General features: G+C 32.8%; 14 protein-coding genes. 9 read left to right on the forward strand and 5 right to left on the reverse strand.

The annotated features are described in order from the left end of the window. Positions 1-1,347: a hypothetical protein gene (locus X927_RS08410; protein WP_103077628.1), complete on the reverse strand. Its 1,347-nt coding sequence runs from the start codon at positions 1,345-1,347 to the stop codon at positions 1-3. 390 nt (positions 1,348-1,737) lie between these two features. On the opposite strand from X927_RS08410, the gene X927_RS08415 reads away from it, so the two are divergent. From X927_RS08415 to X927_RS08445, 7 genes are all read left to right on the forward strand, one after another. Continuing rightward, entirely contained in the window at positions 1,738-2,733 is a 996-nt protein-coding gene (locus tag X927_RS08415) for a LacI family DNA-binding transcriptional regulator (protein ID WP_103077629.1), read from the forward strand. Positions 2,734-2,831: 98 nt separating this feature from the next. After that, positions 2,832-4,085, forward strand: coding sequence for an extracellular solute-binding protein (locus X927_RS08420; protein ID WP_103077630.1), 1,254 nt, complete (start codon positions 2,832-2,834; stop codon positions 4,083-4,085). A 15-nt stretch (positions 4,086-4,100) separates the two neighbouring features. Beyond that, the gene (locus X927_RS08425; RefSeq protein ID WP_103077631.1) at positions 4,101-4,985 is read left to right on the forward strand and encodes a carbohydrate ABC transporter permease; all 885 of its coding nucleotides are present in this window, start codon (positions 4,101-4,103) and stop codon (positions 4,983-4,985) included. Further along, positions 4,982-5,812, forward strand: a complete 831-nt coding sequence (locus tag X927_RS08430) for a carbohydrate ABC transporter permease (RefSeq protein ID WP_103077632.1) — start codon at positions 4,982-4,984, stop codon at positions 5,810-5,812. The genes X927_RS08425 and X927_RS08430 overlap by 4 nt, the downstream gene beginning before the upstream one ends. Before the next feature lie 40 nt (positions 5,813-5,852). After that, positions 5,853-6,737, forward strand: coding sequence for a glycoside hydrolase family 130 protein (locus tag X927_RS08435; protein ID WP_103077633.1), 885 nt, complete (start codon positions 5,853-5,855; stop codon positions 6,735-6,737). A 330-nt stretch (positions 6,738-7,067) separates the two neighbouring features. Next, on the forward strand, positions 7,068-7,751 hold the full coding sequence (locus tag X927_RS08440) for a cytochrome c biogenesis CcdA family protein (RefSeq protein ID WP_103077634.1): 684 nt from the start codon (positions 7,068-7,070) through the stop codon (positions 7,749-7,751). A 16-nt stretch (positions 7,752-7,767) separates the two neighbouring features. Further along, on the forward strand, positions 7,768-8,451 hold the full coding sequence (locus X927_RS08445) for a thioredoxin family protein (RefSeq protein WP_169925208.1): 684 nt from the start codon (positions 7,768-7,770) through the stop codon (positions 8,449-8,451). A gap of 34 nt (positions 8,452-8,485) precedes the next feature. Here the strand turns inward: X927_RS08445 and X927_RS08450 are convergent, their stop codons facing one another. After that, positions 8,486-9,595 (reverse strand): alanyl-tRNA editing protein, encoded by a 1,110-nt coding sequence (locus X927_RS08450; RefSeq protein WP_103077636.1) that lies wholly within the window; start codon positions 9,593-9,595, stop codon positions 8,486-8,488. Positions 9,596-9,858: 263 nt separating this feature from the next. On the opposite strand from X927_RS08450, the gene X927_RS08455 reads away from it, so the two are divergent. Then, a complete protein-coding gene (locus X927_RS08455) occupies positions 9,859-12,249 on the forward strand; it encodes a WD40 repeat domain-containing protein (protein ID WP_103077637.1) in 2,391 nt (796 codons plus the stop codon). Between the two features lie 59 nt (positions 12,250-12,308). On the opposite strand, the gene secF is transcribed toward X927_RS08455, so the two are convergent. The 3 genes from secF to yajC are packed head-to-tail and all read right to left on the reverse strand — an operon-like array spanning position 12,309 to position 15,076. After that, positions 12,309-13,217, reverse strand: a complete 909-nt coding sequence (secF, locus tag X927_RS08460) for a protein translocase subunit SecF (protein ID WP_103077638.1) — start codon at positions 13,215-13,217, stop codon at positions 12,309-12,311. Then, positions 13,217-14,635 (reverse strand): protein translocase subunit SecD, encoded by a 1,419-nt coding sequence (gene secD, locus X927_RS08465; protein ID WP_103077639.1) that lies wholly within the window; start codon positions 14,633-14,635, stop codon positions 13,217-13,219. The genes secF and secD overlap by 1 nt, the downstream gene beginning before the upstream one ends. 36 nt (positions 14,636-14,671) lie before the next feature. Then, positions 14,672-15,076 carry a preprotein translocase subunit YajC gene (yajC, locus tag X927_RS08470; RefSeq protein WP_103077640.1) on the reverse strand — a complete coding sequence of 135 codons (405 nt, stop codon included), beginning with the start codon at positions 15,074-15,076 and terminating at the stop codon, positions 14,672-14,674. Between the two features lie 310 nt (positions 15,077-15,386). Here yajC and X927_RS08475 point away from each other — a divergent pair, with 310 nt between their 5' ends. Continuing rightward, complete coding sequence (locus X927_RS08475) at positions 15,387-15,989, forward strand: septum site-determining protein MinC (protein ID WP_103077641.1); 603 nt, start codon at positions 15,387-15,389, stop codon at positions 15,987-15,989. Positions 15,990-16,032: the final 43 nt, after the last annotated feature.

Raw genomic sequence — 16,032 nt, forward strand, 5'->3', positions numbered from 1 at the left:
TTACTGAATAATAAGTTTTAAGTTTTGTATCTCGCGTGTTCTTCCTTCAAGCAATTTTATAGCTTCTACAGTGTCCTTTGCGGAATAGATTGAGAAATATCTCGTATAAGTAACTTTGTCTCCGGCTTTGAATTTCATCATCCAATCAGCTTCATTAGTTCCTTCAAAGATGCCTTTTGTAGCTTCATAATTATTCAATTCTCCTGGGATCCATCTAAATATTCCATCTCTAAATTCTCTACTTTCATAAAACCAAAAATCATTATAAACAAATTTTTTAAGGTCAGAATAAACAACGGAGGTTTGTGGTAATATTTCTGTTGCTATCAAACCATATTTCTCTGAAAAATTAGCTCTCCAATCTTCCATGGAAACAAAGGCATATGTCGCTCCCCACCATAAAGGTTTCATAGAATCGATAGCTGGAAATACCACATAAGCATTTTCATCAACTATTTCTATGGCGTCTCTTTCCTTCCAATATTCATATGGAGTTACTCCTAATTGCTCTGACCAAATCATTCTTCTAAATATAGGAGTGATATGCAAAGAACTATCATCAACGGTTGTTAAAGGTGCTGTAGACATAACTTGTAATTTCATTATGTCCACGTAATTGGAGAATGAAAATTCATTTTCTACTAACACATCACCAGTTTTAAAAATATGTGTGGTTAACTTTTGTGTGAGACCAGGAAGATCTTCATAGGAAAGTACAGCCTGAACAGTTACAGCGACAGGTCCTGGATCAAAAACTTTTAAATCCTTCACGGTTAATCCCATAGATGTTGTTTCAACGTGTTTACCTAACTTCCCGTCTACATAGTATGTGCTACCTGACCACCCTGCAATTCTCGCTGTCCCAAGTTCATTGTACAAGATTCCTTCAACATTGCCATATTTAGTAAAATTTGCTAATCCGTGGTTATTTACCTTGACCGTAAAATTTTTGTTTATTACATTGTATTCCCCTTCTTTTTCCTCAATTGTGAAAGCTGGTTCGAATTGTAGTAAGTCTAAATCCCAATCATCCGATACAACTATGTTGGCTTCATTCTTAAATACAAATTGGAGAAAATCTGAAGAGGAAATCCTTCCGTTTTGATCAACATCCACAATCTGATAGGGAAGATTCTTCCCTTTCGAATCTTTTATTCTGATAGAATTCCAGTTTGCATCGAAATCATATCCAACAAAATCCAACAACTCAGAAAAACTCACCACAAATGGAACCTCAAGGTTTGTCATTTGCTCGGTAGAAACTTTTAACACCTTTTCCTCTGCAAAAAGAGTGAAGGCTACAAGAAGAACCGTCACTAAAGTTACAAACATCCTCGCTTTTTTCACTTTTGTTCCTCCTCCTTTCATTTTTCATAAATACATTTATTGGGATACTCCAAACCAACCAGACTTTGTGTTTTATCGTTATGTAAGCGCTTACAATCTTATTGATAATTATAGCACCTAAAAAGAATCTATGCAAAGTCGATTATAACTGTTTAAATGTAATTAAAAGCAATTATAGACCTTTAGCAGTCGAAATCTCCTATTTTCTTATTTTTTGATTTTCTAAATACATTTCATCGAACCCAACTTATTAGAAAAATGGAGATTTTTTCAAATAATTGAGAATAATTACCTTTAATTGGCCTTATTTGGTTATAACCAGGTTTGACTTTCTTTTAGGATGCTGTTATAATTTTCTTGTAAGCGCTTACAATATGGAGGTTTTACTAAATGTCAAAGATAGATGATGTTGCAAAATTAGCTGGTGTATCTATAGCCTCAGTATCAAGAGTTTTGAATTCAAAAGACAATGTTTCAAAAAAAACTAGAGAAAAAGTTTTGCAAGCTATCGAAGAATTAGATTATAAACCCTCGAGAATCGCTCGAAATTTAGCCAACAAAAAAAGTTCTTATAACATTGGTTTAGTCATTAGTAAAAGGATAGACAAAATTCTCAAGGGAAATGATTCATTTGGTATAAGAGAGTTCTATACAACTGTTTTAGCAGGAATTGAAAGTTTAGCAAAAGAAAACAACATCCAAATAAAATTGGAAACCTTTGATAATGGAAACAGAAAATTATTGGAAGGGTTGGATGGCTTGCTTATAATGGGAGGAGACCGTCTACCTAAGTTAGTCGAAAATTCAGATTTACCAAAGGTACTTGTAGATAATTATATTCCTGCTTTAAAAGTTGATTCCGTAATCTCAAACGGCTTTGATGGCGCCTATTATACAATAAAACAAATGCTCTCACGAGGATATAAAAAGATTGTACATATTCACGGTCCACTTACATATTGGGGATTTAGAAATAGATTTGAAGGATACACGGCAGCGATGACTGAATTTCGATTGCTGCCTCAAACATTCGAGTGTGACGAAACTCCAGAAGGTATATTATATGCATTAAATTTATCTTTATCCAAAAAACCTGATGTAATTTTTGCTTCAAATGATGTTATAGCTTTAATAATTTTAAATTTTTTAAAAAAGAAAAAAATTCATGTCCCAAAAGATATTCAACTAATTGGATTTGACGATATTATCTCTTCTTCAGTTTCTGAACCTAAACTGTCAACGGTAAAAGTTTTCAAGTTTGAGATGGGGAATATCGCTTTAAATAGACTAATTGATTTGATCAATGAAAAGAATCCTCATCCAGCAATGATCTCGTTATTCACCACCTTTATTGAAAGAGATAGTACGATAAGAGCTAAGAATTAGGAATAGTGATCAAGCAATACAAGAAATAAAATGACTTATTTTAAAAAATTACAAATAATTATTGGTTAGTAACCCAATTCAAAGGAGGTATGATCAGTATGAAAAAGTTAACAGTGGTGTTTATTGCGTTATTGCTGACGGTTTTTGCCTTTTCCCAGACAAAACTCGTTTTTTGGACCGCGCCTAATCCACAACAAGAAATGTTTTGGAAGGAAGTCGTTGCTGAATATGAAACTTTACATCCTGAAATCGATATCGAGTGGTCTACCATTCCTGCAGCAGGAAGCTCAGAAGAAGCTATTCTAACAGCTATAGCTTCGGGAAGAGCCCCGGATATTTCCACCAACATCTTTTCAGGATTTGCGGCACAGTTAGCGGATATAGGCCAATTAGTAGCTTTAAATGAATTGGAAGGTTTCGATGAACTTGTTGAAACACGAAAGATGGGAAGTATCATAGAAGGCTGGAAAATAAACGGTAATGCATATGTTATACCTATTTATTCAAACCCTGTTCTGATGTGGTGGAGAGATTCTTTATTGAAAGAAGCTGGCTTTGATAATCCCCCAAGAACGTACTCGGAGATCTACGAATTTTCTAAAAACTTTGTGGTACCGATGGAACGATATTCCATCCAAGTAATTGCGGGTAGAAATTGGTGGGATAGATGGTTTGACTTCATTACGTATTACTATGCAGGAGGTCAAGGAAAATCATATATAGATACTGAAAGAATGAAAGCAACATTCAACGACGAAGTTGGCCAAGAAGTAGCTCAGTTTATCAAAACAATGTTTGATAACCAATGGACTGCTGTAGACTTAGGTTCTGATCCATTTTATAATGGAGCAATTGCTGGAACATTGATGGGTCCTTGGAGCATCGCTTATGCCGAGAATCAGTATCCAGACGTAGTTGATGATATTGTTATTACACCGCCACCAGTTCCTGACAATTATCCAAGTGATCAACCGATTTATACTTTTGCAGACGCAAAGGGGCTTGTAATTTTTAATACTACAAAAAACTTGGAAGAGGCTTGGGAATTTGTTAAATGGGTATTTTCGAGAGAAGATTTCGATTCGAAATGGTTAGAATACACCAAAATGCCACCAGCAAGAGAAGACTTGTTATCTAATGAAGTATTTGCTGATTTTTGGGAGACAAATCCTTTAGCGGCTGAATATGCCAAATATGTCCCCTATGCTGTTCCTCCCGCACCAATTACAACAACTGTTGACGTACAAGATATCATGACTGTTGAATTGATTGAACCTTTGATGCATGGCACCAAAGATGTTCAAAAAGCTTTGGATGATGCAATTAAGGCTATAAATAGAATCCTTTGGTAAGGGAAGGTTAAAACAATGAGTAAAAAAATAGGGTTAGCAAAAAAAGAAGCAAGGAAAGGCTTTAGTATTTCATCAATATATTTAATCTATGCGGCAATATTTTGGGGTTATCCTTTTGTATGGTTGTTTATACTTCTTTTTTCTAAATGGAGGTTTGTCGGATCACCCCAATTCGTTGGCTTTCGCAATATTACGAGGGTCTTAACCGACCCTCTTTTTTGGAAAACAGTAACTAATGTTTTTCGTTTTATGATGTACTATATTCCTCTTGTGTTAATAGGAGCTTTACTCTTTGCCATTGCTTTGAACAAAATAAAGTTTGGCAAAACATTTGTAGCTCTTTCTTTTTTGGTAGCCAATGTTTCATCAGGAGTTGCTTATTCAATTATGTTTTCAAACCTTTTTTCTGTGAATGGACCAATAAATAAAGCCCTAAATAGTCTTTTTGGTATCACTATTCCTTGGTTTACAAGCCCACAATGGGCGATGTTTTCCATTGCGTTGATTGTTATTTGGAAATTCATTGGCTATTATGGCTTAATACTATATGCTGGGTTAACCGCTATACCAAAATCTTTATATGAAGCAGCAGAGTTAGACGGAGCAGGAAGTCTTACAAAGTTTTTTAGAATTACATTGCCACTATTAAATCCTTCTATAATAATGGTCTTGGTATTGGCTATTACTTTGGCTTTTGGAATATTCACAGAACCTTATATGATAACCGGTGGTGGACCAATGAGAAGTACTTTAACCCCGATGATGCATATGATTACTACAGCATTTCAAAGAATGGACCCAACTTACGCTGCAACTATGGCAGTGTTTGTAGCTATTATAAGCTTTGGAATGATTTGGGTAATAAGGAAAACTATGGAGAGAGAAGTTGATCTAGTATGACAAATAAAAAAATACAGTCTGGAAATGTAATTCTTCATATATTGATGTTCTTTTTATCTCTAATCTGGTTGTACCCTTATGCATGGCTATTCTTGGCATCGGTAAAACCCTCTGCTGAAATCTATACCAGATTCCTACCAACGAGGTTCACTTTAGAACATTTTAGATTTATATTAGAAAGCGCCGAAAGAATGAATAGACCGTTTATAAGGGCATTTTTTATAAGTTTATTTGTGTCAGTCACCGTTACAGTATGTGTTATAATAACATCTGCTATAATTTCTTTTGCCTTGTCAAAATATAGATTTAAGGCAAGAGATGGGATATTTAATTTCATTATCTTCCAAATGGTGTTTCCGGGATTCATGTTTACCATACCTTTATATATATTAATGAGAAACATGCATCTGTTGAATTCGTTGGCAGCTTTAATCGTTCCTTTTATTATGAGTGGTTGGGGCATTTTTATGATGACTCAAAGCTTTAGAGGGACACCAAACGACTACATCGAAGCTGCAAAAATGGACGGAGCCTCTGATATGTTTATTATTTTTCGAATTATGTTACCTTTAAATAATTCAGTTATGGCCATTGTTGGGCTATTCACTTTCATCGGAGTATGGGATAATTTTATGTGGCCACTCATTGTTATTCAGGACTATTATAAAATGCCTCTTTCTGTCTTGCTTGCAAGCTTTAATCACGAGTACGGTGCGTATATTGGACCAGTAATGGCAGGTTCGGTGATTCAAACTTTACCAATGGTGCTCATTTTCATAATCTTCAGAAAGGCATTTTTGCAAGGAATTTCAATGTCTCTGAAATAATCACAATTAAAAAACTGTCGTTATAAGGAAGGGATATATATTGAATTTGAAATTGAAAAGGCATTTGTCAAACCCATTGTTTGGACCTAATCCAATGCATTTGTGGGAGTCTAGGTTTGTTTTTAATCCTGCGGTAGTTTATGACGGGAAAGTTTTTCATATGTTGTACCGCGCCCAAGGAGAAGATATGGTTTCTCGGATTGGCTATGCGGTAAGTTTGGATGGTATACACTTTAATAGAATGGAAAAACCGGTATTTGAACCTTCAGATGTCTCAGAATTGTACGGCGTTGAAGATCCAAGAGTAACGTATATAAACGGAAAATATTATATGTGTTACACAGCTTATTCTCCGAGAAATATCAAAATATCTTTGGCTGCCACAGAGAATTTCTTTATGTGGGAAAGATACGGAAGTATTTTACCAGAAAGTCCTAATAAAGATGCTGCCTTGTTCCCAGAAAAAGTTAATGGAAAATATATCTTAATTCATAGGTTGGAACCAGATATTTGGTTTGCATATTCTGATGATTTAATACATTGGGACAATTATGTAAAAATTGCTTCTCCAAGAAAAGATTATTGGGATAACTTAAAGATCGGAGCAGGCGGTCCACCTTTAAAAACCCCTTATGGGTGGTTGTTTTTGTATCATGGTGTTCAAGAAGATATTAGACCTATCTACAGGTTAGGTTTTATGCTCTTAGATTTAAAAGATCCAACAAAGGTCTTAAAAAGAACAGAAGAACCTATTTTAGAGCCTCAGGAAAACTGGGAGATTTTCGGAGGAGTTCCAAACGTTGTATTCTCAGATGCATTGGTTGAATATGGTGATCAATACTACGTTTACTACGGTGGAGCTGATAACTACATAGCTTTGGCTACTATTTCAAAAAAAGAAGTTTTCGACTGGATAAAGAAGTGAACTTTTTTAGGTAGGAGGTGGTTAAATTAACTACTTCCTGCCTAAAAAGTTTTATTGATACCTTTTTAAAAAGAGAAATTCCAAATTTTTTACTATTTTTTCTTCATCAACGCTCATCTTATATTTGTTTTGTACAATATGTTTGAGAAGCCTTCTTTTAGTTTTTTCATCTAATTACCTGCTGCTTTCCTTGAGTAAATAATGTTACTACTTCTTCAGAAAATCTTTATCCTCATCTTTGTTGCTAAAATTCCAAACAATGTGATATAATTAAAATACCCTAGTAGGGTATCGTTAACTTTTAATAATTTTAGAAAAGGAGTTAACATTATGAATCCTCTTGCCATAACAAATTCTGTTAGTTTTTTAACAGCATTTTCTGGTGGGTTATTATCATTTTTCAGCCCTTGTGTTTTCCCTTTAATACCCGTTTTTTTCGCATTGGTGATCCCTGATATCTCAAACACTCGTTTGGTCATCAAAAGGAGTTTTGGTTTTTTTCTTGGTCTTTCTCTCTTTTTTGCCCTGTTAGGCAGTATTTCCGGTAGTATTGGTATGATGCTTGCAAGGTACCAAAGTGTTATCAACATAGTTGCTGGTGTTTTAATAATATTATTTGGATTTCTGTTTTTGATGAATAAAAGTTTGATTTCTGCAAAGAATATAGACCTAAGAAAATACAATAAAAATAATTCCTTTTTTTCCGCCTTTTTAATTGGGATTCTAATTTCTTTAGTATGGATCCCGTGTGCAAGCCCAATATTGGCTTCGATTCTTACCTTAGCAACGACTACTGGAGAAGCGATGAGAGGTGCTCTCTTACTTTTTATTTATTCTCTAGGTATTTCCATCCCGTTTCTATTTTTTAGTGGCATCGTCAGTAAAATATTATCTAAAGTAACCTTAGGAGAACCTAAATGGCAAAAATCCTTGAGAATTATTGGTGGTATTTTACTTATGGTAGTGGGTACTATGGTTTCCTTTGGGATTTTTAACAATATAAGTGTATTATAGAATGGAGGTATACATTATGAAAAAATTTTTCATTGTAACGTTATTTATTCTATCAGTAATTACAATATTTTCTGTCCCTTTAGATGAATTTGTTTTTGAAAATTTCAATGAAGCTTTCGAAGTTGCCGAATTAACAAACAAAAAAGTTGTAGTTATGTTTTCATCACCTACTTGCCCAGCGTGTACTCAATTTAAAGAAACAACATTGTTGGATGAAGAGATTCAAAAATGGCTACGCACAGAATTTGTTTTTGTTGAAATCTTTCCTACCACTGAAAAAGCCACATTTCAAGGAGAAGAATATAATTATGGTCAGTTGTTTTATGCCTTTGGTGCCAGATATACACCAACCTTTGTATTCTTTGACGAACAGCAAAATCCCTTTGGAGCAATTACAGGTGGGTATCCAGCTGAGATATTTATAGATATCCTAAAATATGTCTCCTATGAAAAAAATGAAGAGATTAGTCTAGATAAATTTATAGAAGATGGATTAGGAAAAGACATCCACATTCTTCCAAAAACCGTTCATTTATCAAAAGATGAAATCGAAAGATTATTGGACTTGGACCCAAATTCCAAATTATACGAACCCAACAAAAATTATGATCCATATACAAATATAGTTTTACTTCAAAACAATACAAACGAACAAGACATAGAAAATTTTTACGTGAAAATCTTTGAATCTAAGAATTAGAAAGTTTATTTCTGAAAAATAGCCCATGATTGGGCTATTTTTCTAATATTTTGAGAATATCTTCGAATTTTATATCGCCGCTTATGTTACCTCTTACTTCGCTTCCCCCACCTTTGATGTTGTTATTCATTTTTAATTTGTCTATAAGCTCTTTACAGTTAATATTGTTTGAGAAAATAGAAAAGGTTTTGTTCTTTTCATCCTCAATAATGAGTGTATAATCTTTTAAATCTACGTATTTGTGTAAGAAATCCGCTGTTTCGTCCTCTTTTTTATGGTAAACTACTTTATTTTTATTCACAACCACCGATTTTTCGATTAAATCTTTTGCAAGATAATATGCATTTTTTTCTGCTAACTTTTTAATACGATTCTTATAATCTTTGTTCTCATTTAATAGAATTTCTATTTTGTTTTCTAAATCATACAACCCCGATGTCAAAATAGAAGAAATGTTTTTTAAAATCGAATCTTTTTGTGAATAATCCTTAATGGCTCTAAGACCTGCTAAAAAATACACCCTCGTTAAATTCCCTTTCACTCTTTCTGTATTTGTTATCTTTAAAAGATTGATGTTACCTGTGTTTTTTACATGGAAACCACCACAAGCAGATATATCAAAATCATCGATTTTTATCAGCCTCACTTCACCATTTACTTTATCACTTAGAGGTTTTCTTAAATTGTATTTCTGAACTCCTTCTTTATCCGTAAATATTTCTTCCACTTTTATGCACTTAGAAATGATATCGTTTGAAAGTTCTTCGGCTTTATTTAATACTTCTTCCCCGATATTCTGTCCATTCAAATCTATAGTAGAATATTCTTCACCCATCTTGAAACTAACGGTTTTTAATGAGGCTATTTTTTCAAAAGCGGCTGACAATATATGTTGTGCAGTATGCTGTTGAGCTATATCGCATCTTCTTTTTTCATCTATTTCATATAAATAGTCACCAGGGTTTAAATATTTGTTTAAGACCACACCTTTTTCTGTGGTGCTTAAAACTCCAGCAGTATCAATTTTACCCCTATCTCCAAGTTGCCCTCCTTTTCCATCAGGATAAAAAGGATTATTCTCTATGGTAGCGAAATAGTTATCATCTTGTTTTATTACATTGATTATCTTTACTTTTTCACTCAAATTTAAAGCCTCCTTTTGGTCTTAGCCTAAAACTTTATATATAGCGCCCCTTCGCCAAACGTTAAGGGGTAAACCCCTTAAGATCCCCAAATTCAAAATTATGGTTTATTACATAAAAGCTTTTTGCATAAATCAGCAAAAGCTATTTCAGCGCTGTTTAATTTCTAAAGCCTTTAATTTTTATATTGGCATTCTTTTTAAGGCCATTTTATTATATAATAGGAAATAGAGAATCAAAAATCCATGAGAGAGAGCTGAGTGCTTTGAGAAAATTCTTCTTAATTTTTATCCTTATTTTTTGCAGTATAAACATCTTCTCCAATTTAATAGTAAATAATTTTGAACATTCGGAGATTATTGATTTTTTTGTAAATGAAAATACAGGCGAAATTTCTACAATTGTGGAGAATAATTACCTTAAAACTTATGATTTGAGGGAAAAGTGCATTACCCATTATTACTCAACTTCTTCTATACCAACGCATGTGGAATGGATCCTCGACAATAAATATACTATAATCGCCGAAAGTGATGGAACAATAGAAGTGTTTAACAACGATACCTCTCTTCTTAATTACAAAATTAACGTAACCGACGAATCTATTTCCTCTTTATCCAGTTTTAGAGATAAAATAATATTTACTTCCTTAGATAAAACGGTCTACGTATACAATATTACCAAAAGAAAGGTCGAATTTCAACGGAAATTTTCAACGATCCCAACGGTTGCAGAATTTTACGACGAAGGTACAATATTGGTAGCAGACCATTCAGGTAAGATTTTTTTGATAGATTATTTAAACAATAAAGAAATAAAATCTTTCAAAATTGATAATTATTCAATAAGTAAATTAGAGATGGTAAATAACAATGTATTTGCTTTTTCCATGAACGGAAATATTTATGTATTGGATAAAGATTTGAAGATAATAAATTCTTTTTCATTAGGTTTAACAATTAGAGAGGTCTCTTTTTCACCATTAAATGAAAATTTTACTGTTTTAACTATGAATAATCAGATTATCCTTTTTGATTCTTCAACTTTAAAAATACTCGAAGAACTAAAGCCGGATAATTTTAATATAAAAGCTATTGAATGGAGTAATGAAAAAAACGATATTCTTTATTTAAACGATGGAGTTAACATATACTCTTTAAATATCTATTCAAAATCAATTGAAAAATTACTGGAATTAAAAAAACCCGATGTTATAAAAATTATAAGAAATAATAATCATATTTATTACTTAACTTCCGACAGTGAAATAGGTGTATTTAATATTGATTCAGGAATAATTGAAAATCATTTTTCTTTTTCTGAAGAAATAGTTGATTTTGAAATAACAAAAAATGGATATTTGATACTTTCAGAAAATTCTGGATACCTGTCGCTTTACGATCCTGAAGGTACATTAATAGAAAATAAGAAGATAAGTGATTTTAAATTAACCACTTTGGAGATTTCTCCTTCGGAAAAGTTTTTAATTGCAGGGGGATGGGAGAATAATGTTTATGTACTTACGCTACCAGATTTGAGTGTTTATAAGGTAGTTGAAAATCTTCATAACAATTGGATAAAAGATATTTCTATTAATTACAACGAAACTAAAATAGCAGTGGCAAGCTTAGATAAAAAAGTAAGTATATCAGATTTTCCAAAATTTAAAAATACAATTTACATCGAAGAATTCCCATATATTATTTGGTCACTAGATTGGGCTAATAATTCAAATTTTCTTTCTATGGGAGGATTTGAAGGGATTTTACGATTATGGGATGGAAGATTTAATCAATTATATAAAAGATTTGAGATTATTACAGCTTCAATAAAGGCAATTGAATGGAGCCACGATGATAATTACATAGCCACAGGAACAACTGATGGAAATGTGTACATTTGGAATAGTAAAAACGGAAACTTAGAATCGACTATAAATGTTTCCAACGGAGAAATTGTTGATTTAACTTGGAGTAATGATGAAAGGTACTTGTATGCCTTGAGTAAAGGAAACTTATTGAGCCTTATAGATCTTCAGCAAAATAATATACCTTTGCAAAGTATTATTTTTGAAAAAGGATATTCTGTTTCCTATAGAAAAAATGGGGAGTATACCACTAATATCCCTGAACAAGTAGAAAACAAATTTTTCTATAAGAATAATCCTATAAGCCTTTTCGAAGCTGTAACATTCGAAAGGAAAGAATCTATAAACATTCCTATCATAGAGGGTCCTGTTATAAACGTGCCTTCAGAATTTTTGATCTCAGATAAAAACAACTCTTTGCTTCTTAGTGCTTTTGATAATAATTTTATTACAAAAGTTGAAATATTAGGTCAAACTTTTTTAGTTAACAGCCAATCTTACTATCTATCATTGGAGATAAATCCTGAAAAGCTTACATCAAATGTGCTTGAAATATCGGCTTATGACGATGATGGAAATAAATCCACAAAATATGTTCATTTGAAGTTTGAGAATATCTATCTGCAAGTATTCACTAATCAAGCAGAAATCACAAACGAGCAAGGAGAAATAATAGCTATTGCAAGTCGTGGAGACATCCTAAAATTAAAAGGAGTTTTAGGAGATACTTATAAAGTAGAATATATTGACAAAGAGGGATATATTAAAAAAGCATTTGTCACGCTTTAAAACATGCCCTCATTTGAGGGCATGTTTTTCCTAAATTTATTATTCTAATTTAAATTTAATTAAGCTTTTTGTGTTTTTTTACGCCTTTTTACCATACCAATAACAACTGGACTTGCGATATACAACGAAGAATAAGTTCCAATTATGACTCCCACAGTTAATCCAAATGCGAATGAAGCTATTGATCTACCTCCCAAAAGGAACATCATAAAAACAACTATGAATGTAGTCAAGGAAGTGTTTAATGATCTTACAATAACTTCGTTAATGCTTTTATTGGTAACTCCCTCTATATCCATCCCACGATTTTTAGTTCTATTTTCCCTTATTCTATCGTAAACAACAATAGTATCGTTTAAAGAATAACCCGCTAAAGTAAGAAATGCTGCTACAGCAGTTAAATTAATTTCTATACCAAACAGGGAATAAAAACCTAAGGTGATTACAACGTCATGAGCTAAAGCTAGAATTGCCCCCACACCGTAGGAAAACTGAAACCTAATGGTTATATATACTAACAAAACTATCAAAGCAGTAATTACAGCATACCAAGCATACGATCGAATCTCCCTAGCTGCATAGCCTGAAACATCGTTGAATTGTTCAATATTTAAACTAGAATCAGAAAAAGATTCTTCTAAACTATTTATAAACATTTGTTTTTCTTCCAACGTAGGGAAAGAATCTCTTACGGTAATTATGTAAAAGAATCGATCCGAAGTTCCTCCACCTGGGTTAGTTTGAATTATCTTAGCGGTGGTATAATCTGGATTTATAGTTTGCAAAGTGTTTCTCAATTCATCTATTGAATAATTTTTATCAAAGGATACGATTATTTCACTACCGCCAGAAAAATCAATACCAAAATTGAACCCTTTTACAAAAATCACTATAACAGAAAAAAATATCAACGCAAGAGATAAATAGATGAAAAAATTTCTTTTTCCCACAAAATCTATATTTGGCATTATTTACTCCCCCCTTTTTCCACAACAATTCCCTTCACATACTTTTCAGGTTTCAAAAAGTGAGAAGTACTTTCTAAAAGTAACCTACTAACCACCAAGTTAGTAAACATCGCACCTAAAACACCTATTATGAGTGTAACTGCGAAACCTCTAATACTTCCACTTGTTAAAAAGAATAAAACTAAACCAGCTAAAATAGTTGTTATATTGGCATCAAAAATAGTTGAAAAAACTTTATTAAATCCAAACTTTACGGCGGTTAAAGGGGGCCTACCTATTCTAAGTTCCTCTTTTATTCTTTCGTATATAATAATGTTTCCATCAACTGTAGTGCCAAAAGTTAAAATTATACCAGCAATACCTGGTAGAGTTAATATTGCTCCTGTCCAACTTAAAATTCCCAGTAACAAAAGTGTATTATATATTAGCGCAATATCAGCAATTATCCCCATCCATCTATAAACAATAATCATGTAAATCATTACTATTAAAAGCCCAATGATTCCAGCGTTTATAATCGTGGTCACAATATCTCTTCCCAAAGTAGGGCCGAGGGTTCTTTCTTGAAATTTAACCAAATCTACTGGTAAATTCCCTGACTTTATCAACACAGCAATGTTTTGCGCTTCTTCCATACTTTCTATTCCGCTGATTTCGGCTCTTCCCTGCGATATCCTTTCTCTAACAACAGGTGCAATTATTACTTCGTCATCTAAAATGATCGCAATTCTTTGATTTACTAAATTTGCAGTCGCTAATTCAAATTTTTGTCTTCCTTCATTATTGAAATTCAAATTAACAACGAATCCTGCCCCTTGACTATTAAGAGAAGCAACGGCATCACTGACATCTAAACCGGTAATCTGAAATGGAGCATCTCCAAATTCGAAAACATTTTTCACCCTATACCAAAGGTTAGGGTTATTACTATCTCTAACGTAACTATACATTTCTATTTCTTCACCATTTATTTCTATAGTCCTATTTCTCGTAATTTGTGGGGGTGTTTCAGATTCCACAACTTCCAATACTTCTGCAAAGTAAAGCTTTCCTTTACTACCTATGAGTTCTTCAGCTCTCTGAGTATCTGATATACCAGGAATCTCAACACGAACTCTGCTTTCTCCACCGGAAACAACTTCGGAAACTATTGCTTCTGTGTAACCAGCATTGTCCAATCTTCTCCTTAGAACTGTAATTACGTTACCTACAACCTCAGAAGTATCTACTCCTTCAGGTACATCTAAACTATACTCTAAAAGTACTCCCCCCTGAATATCCAGACCTAAATTTATATTTGGGAAAAACCGGAGTATGCTTATATCATTCACATTATCTGATAAAGGTAAAATTAAGCCTAAGAATGCAAAAACAAAAACTACTATAGTAAAGAATATTCGTATCCTTCGATTTCTCAACTATTTCACCCCCTGAACAAAGTCAATGTTAAAATACTATTTATCATCTTCAGTTTCGGGTTTTTCTGGTGCTACTTCGGGTTTATCGCTTTTAGAAAGAACCCCTGCAATAGCATTCTTCGTTATATCAATCTCTGTTTTATCTGCTGTTGAAATTCTGATTCTCTCGTTAGTTATAGATATTATCTTTCCTATGATTCCTGAGGATGTAACTATTTTATCACCTTTTTTCAAAGAGGAAATCATTTCCTTGTGCTTTTTTTCTTGTCGCCTTTGTGGAAGGAACAATAAAACCCACATTAAGATTATGATTATTAAAAAGAACAACAATCCACCAAATCCCCCACCTGTGGGAGCAGTTTGAGCTTGTTCAACTGTGTTACCGACATCTGTGGCACCTGCGGGACCAAAGTTTATAAAATCAAATACTTTTTCTAACATAAATACACCTCCAAAATTATTCTTTCTTTTTAAACTCTATTTAAAAATTCTAAAACTAGCCTTAGTAAACCTTCGCTTCGCTCTCTATCCAAAAGAGTTTTGCCGTTAAGAGTTTTTTTATAACACAAATTATTACAAAAAATGTTTACTGTTAGATTGTATCATATTTTTCTTTTATGGTCAATGAATTCTTTACAACCAACTTGTCAAATAATTTTTGATTATGTAATATTTCTTATATTTTATGTTATTATATATATAGTCATGGAATTTTATTTTTGATTTAAAAATTGTATTAGGGGGGGTTTAGATGGATGAACCCGTATATGCAAAAATTATGGACGGAGACATAATCTTTTATTTTTCGAAAGGGAACACGCAAAAAGATCTTTTTGAACATTTTAAAAAAGAACTTGTTAAGATGAAAAGTTTTTTTAACATTGGAGATAGTTTTTACGTATATTTCGAAGACGGTTCTCAGCATAATCTATTAAATAGAATCGTAAAATTCGCCAACAGTCTTGAATTGAACGTTGCCGGAGCCTATTTTGGAAAGCTTCCCGAAGGAAAAGTGGGAAACAAAGAGTTAACCCTTTCGAGTACCCAAATTTATAGAAAACATTTGAGATCCGGCCAAGTAATACAAAATCCTGGAGACATCATAGTTTTTGGAAATGTAAACCAAGGTGCAGAAGTTAACGCGGGTGGAAGTATTATAATATTTGGAAAGGTATTTGGAACTTTAAGAGCAGGAATTACCAACAAAAAAAATGCTTTCATTATAGCCTACGAATTAAATTCACCATTAGTAGAAATATCGGGTATCCCTTTCTTTAACTATGAATGGCCAAAGTCACCCGTTTCTATAAGGATAGAAGAAAATAAAGCATTGGTTGAACCCGTTGAACTGTAAAAAGATAGTGGAGCAAAGGAACATTAAATCAATTTTTTTAATT

The sequence above is a fragment of the Petrotoga mexicana DSM 14811 genome (genome assembly GCF_002895565.1).
Taxonomy (GTDB): domain Bacteria; phylum Thermotogota; class Thermotogae; order Petrotogales; family Petrotogaceae; genus Petrotoga; species Petrotoga mexicana.